We start from the raw sequence: 14,655 nt of genomic DNA on the forward strand, positions 1-14,655 counted from the left end.
TTTTTGCTCATGGTAAACTCCTGATGAGTATGTTTAGTTTACCAAGTTAAAGTCTCCGTTTTTATCAGCACACATCAGTAATGAGTAACCCGATTTATAGAATTCATCAGTATAAATATAAACCATATATCCATTCAGTTTGGCAGTATCTCCAAATGCCCTTTTACCTTTCATGGATAAGCTCCATGTACCTTAAATATACAATCCCAAGAATCAGGATCTGTTTTTAAATAATATCGAGCTATTTTGAAATTGTTGTGACTATTTGATTATTACATGTTGTAAGTCACTCATCTTTCTAAGATAGAAGATTAATTATTGAAGAATGTCTATAAATTATAGTGAATCATTTCTATTTGGGAATAACATTAGGTTATTTAAGACCAAATCCTTCTAATTCAGCAGTATTGAAGGCTTCATCAAACATATGATGATCTCGTTTAGCTTTTTTAAGTACTGTAAGCGCATAAAAAAAGCAGGTTTCACAAAGCTGTGCCAAAATCGGCATAATATACTGACTAAAACTCATTTACTTATAGAGTTTTTAATTGAGCATTTTCAAAAAGAAGAATAAGCGCGATTAGACAATGCTTGCTTTAATCTTTGAATGATAAATGTCTACATAGGTCAATGAAAAATATCAAAATTAATGATATAAAATTAATATTATCAAATAGATGAATTATTCATGAAAATTCAAAACATAGTTTTTCCCATGTTATTCGGGCTTACTCTTTCTAGTATATCACAAGCAGAAATAACCATGAAAAGCAGTGATGGTAGCGTTGAACACCTACAAAAAGAATTATTGGCTTTACAAACCAAAGCCGGTCTTTTAGGTTTTGCTAAAAATCAATATGATTTAGGTATGGCTTATTATGAAGGGAAATTAGTACCCAAGAATCCATCAAAAGCCGTTGAATGGCTGTCTAAAGCAGCAAACAAAAACTATGCCCCTGCTATGTTTATTTTGGGGAAAATACTATTATCAGGTGATGGTGTGCAACAAAATACTGTTTTGGCAAATCAATTCCTTCAGGCAGCCGCGAGCAAAGGCAATTCTGATGCACTTGCATTGATTAAAGAACAAAATCAAGTTCGTTCATCACCTGTAATCACGCAACAAATGAATCAAAAATCACAAAACACAAACGGTATGTGTTCTTATCAAGATTTTTATATTCTCTCTGCTGGTGATATTGAATATGCCAAACAAAGTGGTCGTAAAGTTAAAAGTAGTGAAGAATATGTCAAAGGTGCATGCCAAATCAAAATCAATTACCATCCAAACAATAAGGTTGAAATCTATGCATATTTACGTGCAAATCAACAAGATTATCCTGCCTATATTGTGACTCAACTGAATAAATCATGTGATAATGCACCATGTGGTATGTCAATCAGCACAGGCAAGCATCAACTGACGGATTACGATAGCATTCGTGAATATGATGCTAAAGGTCGTGCCTTAGACCCAGAATTAGAACATATCGACAATTTCTTAAAAGAAAAAATTAAACCAAATCAATCTTATTGTTTTCAAAGTATGTTTGCACATAGTGGTACTATGTTTTGTTTTAATTTAGAGGGACAGACGGTCTATCAAAATGCTCGTGCTTTAGAATAATACTAAAACATACACATGCGTACTTGATATCAATTCGTCATGTTGAGTGGTTGAATGAGTAAGTTATCGTAGATGATCTATTGTGATCATTATTCATCATTCTTTTAAAACACTTATGTCGCTTGTAATACAGTTGATTTAATATACTTAATTCAACGGATTGCATATTTGCTGATCTTATGCACTGAGCCTGTAAATGCTTAGTTAAGCAAATATATGAAGTCAAAACTGGGGGCTAAAAAGCTCCCAACTTTATTGATCATTTTAAATAAGACTTGGATGCACATCTAGAAATCGAAGAAATGAGATCATCAAATAAATTATTATCCATGAAGTTGCTCTTTCACTAATTACCACAGAATTGCTGTTTCTTTATCAATTAAACACAGGGCTCGACAACCAAAACTGGCTGCGACAACATATAAATATCGCAATTTTGACCTTCACCAATCCGATCAATCACTAAAAAGTCACTGTTCGCTTCAAGTGTGATTAAAGGATGATGCCATACCCCTTGATGGTAGATAATACTTTGTTGTCCATTGCTGATAAATGCTGAGATCTGTTGCTCATGTGGATGTTGTTGATCTAAAGGAAGCGCAACCACAATTAGAATTTTTTGTCTTGCCAAAGGTACAAAAGACTGTGAACCCAGAGGATGCCGTTCCAACATCTCAATTTTAAATGGCATAAGCGTTGGTAGCAGATTATGAAAAATACTCAGTCCCACCGCTCCATTTTCGCCTTCCATTTTTGCAAAAGACAATGCATGATAACGCTGAGTCAATCCTATACGGGTTTCGAATCAACGCTATCCCTACCCCAAAGATTGTCATGGGTAAATTACGTTTCTTAAACTCATTATGAATACGCCAGAAACCTGTACGTGATCCATATTCATATTATAACTAACAGTAAAAATCTAAAAAGGATTAAGCAATTTATGCGCCAAAATGCAACGACATTAAAAGAACAAAAATGTGCTCTTTCATTGATGTTCAAAAGCTAGTTGCTTGAACATATGTATCGTGTCATAGGTACTTATTTGTTCACGGTGGACTGTATTAAATCCCTGCAATTGCCAAAAAAATTCTGCTGCGGGTAAAAATGGATGAGTATGTAAATACAAATGCAGAATATTTCGTTGCTGTGCATGTCTAAATAGCATTTGACATAGCTTGGTCGCAATTCCCTGTCTGCGATACTCTGGTAATACAAAGAGCTTTACAACTTCGACTGCCTTTGCAGGAATATCAAGATCGAATCGATCATCATATGCACGGTAAGCGACTGTACCTATGATTTGATCATGGTCTTTCACTACAATGAAACAGCCCTGTTCACTTTGCATATAATATTGCACAAAATGTTCAATATCTTTTGGAATCTTTGCCGTATAGAGCTCAGGAAAAAGTAATTGACGCGATCTAAGTGCAAATGCAATTGCGGACTTATCATCTGATGGTTCAAGTAATTGGTAAACTAAACTCATTTTTCATAACCATGAATGATCAGGTACAACAATTGTTTTGTCTTGAATCATGGCTTCATGAAACTCAACATCGTATACACTTTTGAGAAACTTTGGATCAGTCACTTTGGAACGTGAGTCTGGCTGAATTACTTCATGCTGTCGCATAAAGAACAATTGATCCGCAAATAAAAATGCTAAGTTTGGGTCATGCATAATCGCAATAACAGTAAAATTTTGACGTGATAGCTGTCGTAATTTTTTCATTAAGTAAGATTGATAATACACATCCAAATGATTGGTTGGCTCATCCAATAAAATAATCTTGGGTGATTGGACTAAAATTCGTGCAATCATGACCAATTGTCTTTCACCACCTGAAAGCTCTGTATATGCTCGATCTGCCAAATGCTCAATATCTAAATCAGCCATCGCTTGATCAACCAATTTCCAATCTTCTTTACTCGGATGGAAACGGCTAAAAGCTGCTCGTCCTGTAATAATCACATCTCGAACTTTGAATGGAAAAACGGTCTTATGAAACTGTGGTAAAAATCCTAGCAAAGTGGCTTTATCTTTGCCCTTAAATTGCGTTAACGCACGTCCAGCATACAAAATACTACCCTGCTGGATATTTTCCAAACCAGCCATTAATTTAAATAAAGTCGATTTACCACAGCCATTACGTCCTAAAATGACCGAAAACTGATTTTCATTAAAGTTCAACTGAATATTTTTAAGGACTTGTTTTTTCCCATAGGCATAATTTAATTGTTGAATGCAAATCATGCCCAATTCGTCCGTTGTGTTTTCATCAGAAGTAAGAAAAATGGTGCGCCTAACAGCATAGTGAAGATCCCTATAGGAATTTCAAAACTGAGTAAGACACGTGAAAAATTATCAATCATCAATAAGAAACTGCCACCAAGCACCATATTGGCAGGAATCGTCAAACGATGATCAGGTCCCACCAACATCCGAACAATATGAGGCATAAATAAACCATACAAGCTAATAATGCCCGCAGCTGCAACTGAGGTTGAAGTACATAGTGTCACAAAAATAATCAGTAAAATTTGTTCTCGTCTTGGATTAACGCCAATCGCTTGAGCTTCTTCTGCACCCAATGCCATCAGATTCAAACGCCACCGCATTGCATATAAACCAATGAGTGCAACCAAAATTGGCATACAAGCATATTGCACTTTTTCCCAAGTCGCCTGATGTAAATTGCCCATCGTCCACTGTACAATCGCCTGTAACTTAAATGGATCACTGAGATACTGAATAATGGTGAGTCCTGCAAGGAACAATCCAGATACAATCATGCCTGATAGAATTACCATCACTAATGAAGCTTGGCTTTCATGTTTCTGATAAGCAAATAGATAGGTGAGAACAACAGCACTAATACCAAAAATAAATGCTGAAAGATTTGGGGAGAGCCATGTCAATGACAGGGCTAAAGCTGCACCAAAAGCTGCGCCTGATGAAATCCCTAAAATGTACGAATCAACAAGTGGATTGCGAAATAATGCTTGCAAACCATTACCTGCAGTCGCCAGTGCTGCACCTACCATAAAGGTCAATAAAATACGTGGCAGACGAACATTCATGACAATGTTCTGCATGAGTTGAAATTGTTCAGGTGCAAAATACACCATGCCAAAAATCCATTGCATAAACCATAAAAAATAATCTGATGCAGTTATAGTTTGACTAGGTCCAATCAACAATGAAAAGAAAATGAGTAAAATGGGTAATGGATAAAACCAAGCGTTTTTAAATTGCTTTAATTTCATTGCATGAGTGCCTTAGCAATATTCTCTCCATAGAGTTCACTTAGAATTTTTAGCTTAAGTTCAGCGACAGATAAATCTGAATGTTCAGGATAAATACTTTGGTTGAGATAAATAGCAGTCACAATAATTTTGATGGTATGTGGGTTATAAATAAAAGCAGGTGTCAAATTAAATACTTTTTGCTGTTTGAGCGCAGATAAACCCTGTAACTCTTTACGCTGATAAATCAATTCAGGTTGAGTATTCCATAACACAATATTGTCAGGGTTCCATTCAATCAGCGTTTCAGGGTTTACATTGGGTTGACTGGCATCGGTTGTCACAATGTTATATGCCCCTGCCAATTCAATAAAATCATTAGTAATAGATTTACGTCCTGAAGTTGAAAATATCCGCCCGCCTGACCATGCATAATAAATACTCTGTTTATTGGGTTGGCGTGCTGTTTTAGTCGCTACATCAGCAATCACTTGATCTGAAAAAGCCAATAAACTTTGGGCTCGTTGTTCTGCACCTGTCAACAATGCAACTTCATAAAGCTCTTCTTTGACCTGATCATAAGTACTGGATTCCATGATATAAACAGGAATCTCAAACTGTTTTAACAAATCAACCGCTTGTGTTTGACCACTGCCTAGAATGACTAAATCAGGTTTAAGTAGCATCAGACTTTCAATATTAATTGCATTCGCCCCTTGGGAGGGTGTTGAAATAGACCTTTTAGCAATACGTGTATCGAGTTTGGAATAAGCATCAAATAGCAAAGGTTGTAGATAAATCTCTGCAGGAATACCGATGACCTTATGCCCTTGATTTAACATATACAGCCCATCTAGGGCTGACTCAAATAATGAAACGACACGCTGAGCTGGTTCAGAAATACACACTTTGGCATCTGTACTATCTACAACACAAATCGAATTTTGCTGTTTTTTAGCTTTCACTCGCTCAGGCTCATGTGAGCATGCTAGGAGTGCAAAACACACCAATAAACTCAGCTGCTTAAGCATGAGAATGACTGCTGCTCTAAGAATGAGGCTCTGATTGGCTCACCTATAAAGCCTTTTGAAGCTATCAGCTCATATGAAAACTTACCCAATATTATCGTTATGAATGCATACACATCTTGTTGATTAACTAAAGTAGACATTATTTCTAATTGATGAACTGTATCCACAGCACTAACATAAAATGAATATAAATAAGCAAATAAAAGAATAGAACAAACAGAATACTTCAAAACAACCCTCTTTAGCACCAATCTGGTTCACTAAATAATTGTGAATCTTTTTGGTGCAACATCAAGATAAATAAGTGCACCAAAATAGGATAAATTAAGTATGAAAACTAAATATACAAACTTGTATAGAAGATCATTGTTTTAAGCAAGAATGATGCCATGATAAAAATTCATACATAACATTTATAGAAATATTTATTTAGTAATATTCAAGATTCGGATGTGTTTCAAAAAGTATGCTGAAAGAGAGACAGGTAAAAATTTGATACTATAGGGAAATGCAAATAACTCTACAAATCAAATGTCCTATCTGCCTGAGTGACAGTATAAAGAAAAATGGCATAAAACTATAAAGCTGGACAATCATTTCAAAGCCTTTGATTTAGTGTTCTTTTATATCAACAATGGATTCGTTGAATGGCAGCATACTTTTTAAAAAACCATTTGATTTTTAAATAATTTAGAGAGCGATGACATCGTAGATCAGTTTCAGTCAAAGGATGGTATCTAATATCATCTTCTTAAAAACTCAATCTCAAATTAAATTAATACTTAATTTGCCTTTTTATATTTGGAAGTTTTCATAAATTTTACTCAATAAAAAACCACTTCTCAGTGGTTGCTTAATTACAGCTATTCTTTATCTTGCGCTTACTTCGGAACATGTTCCTTAGAAAAGCTCAGGGTATGTCTTCAGACAAGACAACAAGGGCAAAAACCCAAATTTAACTGTCTTAATCCCTTATTAATCAGGGTATGTCTTTAGACTCTACCCTCTTTTTTTCCTCTTGTAAAGCAACAAGTTATAGAGGTTAAATATTTCAAAGTATGTATCAGTAAAGTTGATGTATGTGTAAATAATTCACAATTTTGCTTATATATGGTTAATACTTTGATTTTTATCATTTTTACATACCCTCAATTTTCATGCCAACTTTTAAAGAAAACATAACTAAATCAAAGAAACTCACCATGAAAAAGGCACTTTTTTTAATTTAATGTAGGTCGAGGAATTGGAGTATTACTTGGTAATTTATCACCTGTTCTGGTCGATTTATTAAGACAATCCCCTTCTATTCCCCACTTAGTAACTTTTTCATTCTCAATGATGAACTTTTGTATACAGTAGGCTGAGCCCATTCCTACATCCCATGATGATTCATAACTGATCATCTTTGAACCATTTGCAAATGTATAGCTTTTATCAGGTGCGCCCCAAGAGCTTATTAAGTTGAATTCAGACATTGCAACTTTTGATTGCATCACATCATTATATGTTTTATCTCGTTGATTTGTAGCTAAGTTAACAACATTACTTACGCAACCAACCATAAACACAGATAGGATCACTAAAATTATGGTTTTCATTTTTAATTCTCTATAACTTAAAACCTAGTTAATTTTATCTTAAAATCGGTGGTTTTTTCAACAAAAAATAGGTGGACTTAAAAGGCTTAGCAATCTGTTCAACGGGTAAAATTCTGAATTAAACATTATAGGACTTAGGCATTAATAGCGTGAAAAAATAGTCAATATGTTGTGTATCTGAAGAAAATACTCAGAGCATATCATTCATGAAAAAACCTCATCTATAGATTAAATTTTATCGTGGTAAATCCACTATCTAAGTCGATTTATCAAATTTATTATTATGATTTCATGGATGAGTCATCAATATAATGAGCCGTCAAATTGCAACACTATTGGGTGTTTTTGCTTTATTACTGTGGGCAACATTAGTTGGACTGCTCAGGCTATCTACAGTTCATTTTGGTCCAATTTACACTGTTACCTATGTCTACACATTAAGTGCTATTATTTTATATTTAACTTATGGTCTGCCCGACTTCAGTAAAGTTTCAAAAAAATTCCTGATTATTTCAAGCGTGTTTTTTGTTATTTTTGAAATGTGTTACGCATTTTCGATAACTTTGGCAAGTACCTCTGAAAAATCCATCGAGCTTAATATTATCTTCAACTTATGGCCAACGCTGATTATTATATTCATGGCATTTTTAAAAGAAGAAAAAGTTAATATTATGACCATTTTAGGTGTGATGATTAGCTTTTCTGGTGTGATCTTGATTAATTATCATGAAGGATTAAATATTTTTGACAGTATCGGCAAAAATCCTTTGAGCTATTTTTTAATTTTAGTGGCTTCCGTTCTTTGGGCGGTTTATTGCATATACACTAAAAAGCAAAGTAATGGTGTTAATGCAGTATCACTGTATTTTATTCTTACTGCTATTGCCTTATGGATACTCACGCTTTCTACGCAAGGCTTTCAGTTTCCGCTTGTTGCATCAAGCTGGATCAACTATTTAGTGATATTTCTCAATGCTGTATTCTTTTCAGCAGGTTATTTGGCATGGAATATTGGCATTATTAAAGGCAATATGTCGATTTTGGTCATGCTGTCCTATTTTGCACCGATTATGTCCTCTGTATTTTCGATGTTGGTTTTACAATCCTCTTTAAGTCAAAATTTTTGGATTGGTAGTATGATTGTCACAGTGGGTTCATTGATTTGCTGGCTATCTATTCGTAACAGTAAAGTTGAATCTATGGCTTTAAAATGTAAATAGAATAAAAAAATAGATAAAAATATAAAAAGCAGATTAACCAATCTGCTTTTTTATGGATAATGCTTTAGAAACTATACACTAGCATCATATTGAATAATTTATTCCATTGACCATCATCGCCTTGTGCCAATGAAGCTGAATTTCCACCAATAAATACATCATTTTTACTCATTAAATATTCTGTATATAACGAAAGATTTTTATAATCCCATGCTACACCTACGGCATGGCGCTGAGAATTTTTAAAGTCGTGCTGTTTTTTTTCATATGCACTGAGCATTAAATATGGGCTGACTGTTAAACTTAGTCGTAAATTTTGCACTGCATATCGGCTGTCAAAAGTATAAAAATAGCCTTCATTCGCCAATTCATATTCGCTATCAAATGATCCCAAAGCTGAACTATTGGGACTCAGTACATCTTTATTGTCTATGCTTAATTTTCCAACAGTTAAAGTTGTAGAAAAATTATGATAATTCAATGATCCAAATACCGACCATGTTTTTCTAGAGCCATCTGTATCCGTCTTTTGATTGTCAATGTCTGAGTACCAATAGCTTGCACCAATAGAAGACTTTAAATCTGTTGCTACAGGGAAATTCAGATCTTGAATGACTCGCATCATCCACATATTTTTTTCTTTGAGTTGAGTTTTCGATTGATCTGATGATTTAACTAAATTGGCACTATAACGCGCAGCATCATGGCTATCACCATGATAATGCCCTCCATCTTCCATGAAATAAGCCAAATCTACTTTTGTTGCGCTTGCCAATTCGAAATGGTAATTAACACCGAGATTATGCACATCTTGTAAACCTATTGTGTTATTGATACTCGCATAAAAGCTACTATCCCAAAATCGACTAGGTCCAAAAGGAATCGGTTGTAATCCAACCGTAATCTGGTCTGTTGGATTAATATGGTAGCCTGCATAGCCGTAGACTAATGTTGAAAAGTCACAAAACTGATCATATTGATAGCAACGGTATTCGGCGTTGCCAAACCAATTTGGAGATTCATAGGCAACTTTTAATATAGCTGCATCAAATTTGATTTTTTGATCATCAGCATTTTCACCATAATGCTTATCTTGAAAGTTAGCACGTACTGCTCCTGATATAGTCACAGCTCCTAAATCCTTATCGGCTTGCCCCAAAGTAAGTCCTGCGGCGGCTGGAAAAGATAGTGTGATCGCACTTATGCCACAGCCGAGTTGAATAGCAATTTTTTTCATTTGTATTTCCTTATTTAAATGAAATTTAAGGTGGGGTTTAAATTTTTCCAGACATAGCCTCACCCTTCAGATTTATATGATCTGAATTTTTTTAATTCGCTGTTTTCTTTAACGTCTAGATACAAAGCGTCTCAAACACAATCACCATTCAACATCTAGATGCGAATGGTGATTGTGAATCTTGAGATTTTTAGGTGATTCCGTGTAACTCTTTCCAGTTACCTGGATGAACCACGTAACCAAATAAAGCATGACCGCCATAGATCAAATCAGTACCTTCTGGAATCCAAAGCATTTGACCGGGCATTACATGATGTTTTTGACCGTTGGCGGTAAGCTCAAAGCATCCTTCTATGACAAAAACCACTTCGTCATACAGCACTTTCCACTTTACTTCGGCACCTTCCCAGCGCGCAAAGCCTACACCAATATTAGGTGAAACATCTTCACCCAATGCACGTGCCACATATGCTTTACCATCGGATGTTTCACCACGTAAATTAAAATTCAGTTGGCTACTATCAATTAATCTTACTTCATTCATATTATTTACTCTTATATTTCGCTCTTACTACGCCACTTCTCAAAGGCAATACGAGTTTTTACACCTATGCCCAAGAATGGTTCTGGAGGGTTTAAACATGGCATCCCTGTAACAAACTGAATATCACTCAATGCTTGAGATTCTTCACCTGTGACCAGATCAGCGAGTAATGTTCCTGAAATCGTGCCCCATGCTGCACCCACACCATTATCACAAGCACTTGCATAAACACCGTCTTCTAGCTTTCCAAAGAAGTTAGTAAAATTACGTGAAATTGCGTATACCCCACCCCATGTATGAGTAAATGGTACATCTGATAAATCAGGGTAACGTGCTAAAAATGCTTTACGATGATCATTTTGAATCCAATGACGCATTTCATCACTCACGTTTGCACCATATTTCGGTACGTGTTTATAAGTGTTTCGAATCAAGATTCGACGGTCAGCAGTCATTCTTAGGGTCGTTCCAGCATGATCTGCTGGTGTTAGCCCCCAATCCAGTTGACCTTTATAACGCATCATTTCTTCATCAGTTAAAGGACGTGTCCAACTTGCAAAAGTCATGACAGGTAATAAACGGTTTTTGAGGTAACCGAATTCTTTGGTAAAAATACTGGTTGCTAAGAGGACTTTAGGCGTTTCGATATGACCATGATCCCCTTCTAAGCGCCATATACCGTTCGCTTTTTCTAAACGTCTAATAGGCGACTCTTCATATAGTTCTACATTTTCTGGTAGGTGATCAGCCATACCACGGACTAAAGCCGCAGGTTGCATGAGATAAGAGCTAGGGGTGAAAATGGCTCTGCTATAATAGTCAGTACCTAGAACTTTTGACAACTCATCTTTTTCAACCCAACGATAAGGCTCTCCTAAATCTTTCATCAGGTGTTCAAAGTGATTGAGATGTGCCTCCCCTCGCTCACCAATTGCACCTTGATATTTACCTGCAGCTGACCATTGACACTCGATTCCGTGGCGTTCAACCAATCCCTGCAATTGTGCGATCGCAGAACGGTTTAAGCTTAATAACTTTTGTTTATGTGCAGGATCAGGATGTGATAAAGCAAACTTATGCGGTAGATCAATAACAAAACCTGAGTTACGTCCTGAAGCACCTTGAGCAATACGCTGAGCATCAATTAAAATAATTCGTGCATTGGGTTTGAGTGCAGCCAGTCTACGTGCAGCTGCTAGTCCTGCAAAGCCTGCACCAATAATGGAGTAATCTGCTTTTTGCGCTCCAACTAAATGCTTAACTGGTTTAGCAGGTGCTAATGCGGAATACCAGCCGCAGCTTTTATCATCATTTGGTAAAGCAATCATGTTATGTATCCTATTGCTGTGGGCGCGCCTATTGAATTTTTTCCAACCACTGACTGCGCTGATGCTGTAATTGGTGCCCAAGTAATGCAAAGCCTTTCATTGTTCCATTTTCATCATGGAAACTTGCCGCCCATTCAGCATCATGCTGTTCTACCTGCCATTTGCCTGACACCATTGGGTTTAAAATAGAGAGCGGCATAATCGGTGTTTTCACCAATACGGGGGTTTGACTTAAAGTGGCTGGTTTCGGCTTGCCTAAGAGTGAACTGACCAATGCTGGAATGGCTTGATTAATTGGATTGATATAAGGTGCCCATTGACCTTCCACTTCAGCACAATCACCTAATGCAAAAATGGCGGGATCATTGCTGCGGTGATCTAAGCTCGTCTTAATGCCGCATCCAACCTCTAAGTTAGCTTCTGCTGCTAGGGTGGTATTTGGACGTAATCCAACTGCACTGAGAACCAGATCAGTTTCTAAAGTTGAATCATCTTGTAATTTTAGGACATAGTGTCCATTGGTCTTTTGGATATGCTGAATACTGTTCTGTAAACGCCAATCAACACCTAGATTACTTAAAGCCTGTTGTAATACATGACTGAGTTCACAAGGGATTAAACGTTGCATTGCCCATTTGCCTAAACCAATCACAGATACTTTAAAACCATGTGCCGCTAAATCGTTGGCAAACTCACAACCAATCAGACCATCACCTAAAATAGTTATATGCTTTTTGCCAACCAATTGTTTACGAAAATGTGCATAATCAGTTAAATCATTGACACTCATAACTTCTGAGCTATCGCCATTAATGGGAATGACAATTGGTGAAGCACCTGTAGCCAAAACGAGTCGACCATAGCTGTACTCACCAATGCTGGTATGTAATTTTTTATTGGCACGGTCAATGCGTTGAACTTGAGTATGTGGATAAATACGGATATTTAAACGTTGTTCCCAGCTCAATGCTGTCTCACGTATTAATCCTTCATGATCTTTACCTAATGCTAAAGCATTGGATAAAGCAGGTTTGCTGTATAGTGCGCCGTCATCTGCAGTAAAAACGGTAATCGACAAGTCAGGTGCTTGTTGACGCAGTGCTGATGCCAATTGATAGCCCGCATGTCCACTGCCAATAATCACAACAGGTTCAATTACCTCTTCAGAAACAGGTAAATCCTCAACGTCTTCATCAGTGATTTCAATCATCTCAAAATCGGCTTTTGTGACTAAGCAATCTGGACATAACCAATCTTCTGGGACGTCTTCCCATTTTGTACCTGGTGCAATGCCATCTGCGGGCCAGCCTTTGGCTTCGTCATAGACCCAGCCGCAGACAATACATAACCATTTTTTCATTTTGTCATTTCCTTTGACGTCAACTTTCACTTGTGATGTGAAAGTCGGATAGCAATGTTTCGTGTTTGTACATAACTGAAAATTGCTTCTTGACCTTTCTCTCGACCAAAGCCTGATAGACCTATACCGCCAAATGGTGTTTCAATGCCACCTGCATACCATTCATTGATAAAAACCTGACCAGAAATAAGTTGATTAGCAATACGTAAGGTCTGATTAATGCTTTCGCCAAATACACCAGAGACCAAGCCAAATTCAGTGCCGTTGGCAATGGCAATAGCCTCATCCTCCTCATCAAAAGGTGTGATGACCAATACAGGACCAAACACTTCTTTTTGCGCAATGCTCATATCAGGGCGGGCTTCAATAATTGTCGGCTGTACAAAATAACCTGCTAAGTCAGTAGCTGAACCACCTGTGAGTACAACTGCACCTTCTTCTTTTGCCTGCTTAATCATGCCTAGAATTTGCTGCTGCTGGCTTTTAGAAACCACAGGTGTTAATTCAGAATGTGTTTCCCCTTGACCCAGTTTTAGGCTTTCAGTCATTTTTACGACCGCTTGTTTAACTTCGTCATAACGACTACGGTGAATCAGCAAACGTGACATTGCTGAACACACTTGACCTGCGTTATAAAAAATCCCGAGTTTCACACTACGCAGTAACGTATCTAAATCAACATCTGCTAAAGCAATAGCCGCAGATTTTCCGCCCAGTTCCATCACACACGGAATGGCATGGTCAGCCGCATCTTTCAGAATGCGTTGCCCTGTGGGCACAGAACCCGTGAAGACGATTTGATTGGTATCATGATGTTTAACTAAATGCGTACCGACTTCTGAGCCTTTGCCACATAAAAGTTGGAAAGCACCTTGAGGGAAACCCACTTTTTCTAAAGCTTTAAACAATAATGTCATTGCCAACGGAGAGATTTCAGGCGACTTAACAACGACAGCATTACCTGCCGCTAAAGCTGGTGCCAAAGAACGTGCACAAATTGAAACGGGGAAATTCCACGGTACAATCTGAACAGAAACACCCATCGGAATATATTGAGTGAAATCAATATAATCTTTGCCTAATGGAACTGAAATGCCTTCTATTTTATCAGCTAAGCCTGCGTAATATTCAAAGTAACGTGCAGCTTCTTCAAACTCCTCTTTAGAAGTTTGGAAATTTTTACCATTTTCAAGGCAAAGCACCATCGAAGCTTCATCGGTAATTTCACGAATAGCTTCAGCTGCTTTTAATAACCATGCGGTACGCTGAGCTGGACGAACATTCGAGAGTGCACCACTATTCACACAGCGACGGGCAGAAAACATTGCATCATCGGCATCTTGGATGCTGGCTTGGGCAATGGTTGCATAGGCTTCACCAGTGCCTGGGTTCATCACCGTCAATTGACGGGACGAATCCCGCCATTGACCGTCAACAAAGTTGAGGTAATGTTGCATC

The 14,655-nt window shown here is 37.1% G+C and carries 13 protein-coding genes and 4 pseudogenes; 3 read left to right on the forward strand and 14 right to left on the reverse strand.

Annotated features, from left to right (window positions below):
• Window positions 1-373: 373 nt before the first annotated feature.
• A complete protein-coding gene (locus HX005_RS09545; RefSeq protein ID WP_286377171.1) occupies window positions 374-529 on the reverse strand; it encodes a hypothetical protein in 156 nt (51 codons plus the stop codon).
• A gap of 234 nt (window positions 530-763) precedes the next feature.
• Between HX005_RS09545 and HX005_RS09550 the strand changes: the two genes are divergently transcribed.
• Entirely contained in the window at window positions 764-1,627 is an 864-nt protein-coding gene (locus HX005_RS09550; protein WP_286377172.1) for a tetratricopeptide repeat protein, read from the forward strand.
• Between the two features lie 379 nt (window positions 1,628-2,006).
• Here HX005_RS09550 and HX005_RS09555 read toward each other — a convergent pair.
• The 6 genes and pseudogenes from HX005_RS09555 to HX005_RS09580 all read right to left on the reverse strand — a co-directional run.
• Window positions 2,007-2,417, reverse strand: a pseudogene (locus HX005_RS09555) (ureidoglycolate lyase); the annotation flags it as partial.
• Window positions 2,407-2,529: pseudogene (locus HX005_RS09560) on the reverse strand (allantoinase); the annotation flags it as partial. The pseudogenes HX005_RS09560 and HX005_RS09555, both read right to left, overlap by 11 nt.
• 86 nt (window positions 2,530-2,615) lie before the next feature.
• Window positions 2,616-3,119, reverse strand: coding sequence for a GNAT family N-acetyltransferase (locus tag HX005_RS09565; RefSeq protein ID WP_286377173.1), 504 nt, complete (start codon window positions 3,117-3,119; stop codon window positions 2,616-2,618).
• A 3-nt stretch (window positions 3,120-3,122) separates the two neighbouring features.
• A complete protein-coding gene (locus HX005_RS09570) occupies window positions 3,123-3,887 on the reverse strand; it encodes an ABC transporter ATP-binding protein (RefSeq protein WP_286377174.1) in 765 nt (254 codons plus the stop codon).
• Window positions 3,884-4,900 (reverse strand): FecCD family ABC transporter permease, encoded by a 1,017-nt coding sequence (locus tag HX005_RS09575; protein ID WP_286377175.1) that lies wholly within the window; start codon window positions 4,898-4,900, stop codon window positions 3,884-3,886. The genes HX005_RS09570 and HX005_RS09575 overlap by 4 nt, the downstream gene beginning before the upstream one ends.
• Window positions 4,897-5,910 (reverse strand): ABC transporter substrate-binding protein, encoded by a 1,014-nt coding sequence (locus tag HX005_RS09580; protein ID WP_502872731.1) that lies wholly within the window; start codon window positions 5,908-5,910, stop codon window positions 4,897-4,899. Before HX005_RS09580 ends, HX005_RS09575 begins: the two co-directional genes overlap by 4 nt.
• Window positions 5,911-6,418: 508 nt before the next feature.
• Between HX005_RS09580 and HX005_RS19690 the strand changes: the two are divergent.
• Window positions 6,419-6,490, forward strand: a pseudogene (locus HX005_RS19690) (IS1 family transposase); the annotation flags it as partial.
• A gap of 640 nt (window positions 6,491-7,130) precedes the next feature.
• Here the strand turns inward: HX005_RS19690 and HX005_RS09585 are convergent.
• Window positions 7,131-7,508, reverse strand: a complete 378-nt coding sequence (locus tag HX005_RS09585; protein WP_286377176.1) for a hypothetical protein — start codon at window positions 7,506-7,508, stop codon at window positions 7,131-7,133.
• A 311-nt stretch (window positions 7,509-7,819) separates the two neighbouring features.
• Between HX005_RS09585 and yddG the strand changes: the two genes are divergently transcribed.
• Window positions 7,820-8,728 (forward strand): aromatic amino acid DMT transporter YddG, encoded by a 909-nt coding sequence (gene yddG, locus HX005_RS09590; RefSeq protein ID WP_286377177.1) that lies wholly within the window; start codon window positions 7,820-7,822, stop codon window positions 8,726-8,728.
• A gap of 64 nt (window positions 8,729-8,792) precedes the next feature.
• Here the strand turns inward: yddG and HX005_RS09595 are convergent, their stop codons facing one another.
• From HX005_RS09595 to HX005_RS09620, 6 genes and pseudogenes are all read right to left on the reverse strand, one after another.
• Window positions 8,793-9,965, reverse strand: coding sequence for a hypothetical protein (locus HX005_RS09595; RefSeq protein WP_286377178.1), 1,173 nt, complete (start codon window positions 9,963-9,965; stop codon window positions 8,793-8,795).
• Window positions 9,966-10,155: 190 nt separating this feature from the next.
• Window positions 10,156-10,509: a EutQ-related cupin domain-containing protein gene (locus tag HX005_RS09600; protein WP_286377179.1), complete on the reverse strand. Its 354-nt coding sequence runs from the start codon at window positions 10,507-10,509 to the stop codon at window positions 10,156-10,158.
• Between the two features lie 11 nt (window positions 10,510-10,520).
• Window positions 10,521-11,837, reverse strand: a complete 1,317-nt coding sequence (locus HX005_RS09605) for an NAD(P)/FAD-dependent oxidoreductase (protein ID WP_286377180.1) — start codon at window positions 11,835-11,837, stop codon at window positions 10,521-10,523.
• A 28-nt stretch (window positions 11,838-11,865) separates the two neighbouring features.
• On the reverse strand, window positions 11,866-13,047 hold the full coding sequence (locus HX005_RS09610) for an NAD(P)/FAD-dependent oxidoreductase (protein ID WP_286377321.1): 1,182 nt from the start codon (window positions 13,045-13,047) through the stop codon (window positions 11,866-11,868).
• A pseudogene (locus HX005_RS09615) lies at window positions 13,036-13,197 on the reverse strand (rubredoxin); the annotation flags it as partial. The pseudogene HX005_RS09615 and the gene HX005_RS09610, both read right to left, overlap by 12 nt.
• Window positions 13,198-13,223: 26 nt before the next feature.
• Window positions 13,224-14,654, reverse strand: a complete 1,431-nt coding sequence (locus HX005_RS09620; protein WP_286377181.1) for an aldehyde dehydrogenase family protein — start codon at window positions 14,652-14,654, stop codon at window positions 13,224-13,226.
• Window position 14,655: the final 1 nt, after the last annotated feature.

The sequence above is a fragment of the Acinetobacter sp. R933-2 genome (assembly GCF_030325485.1).
GTDB classification, from domain to species: Bacteria; Pseudomonadota; Gammaproteobacteria; order Pseudomonadales; family Moraxellaceae; genus Acinetobacter; species Acinetobacter sichuanensis.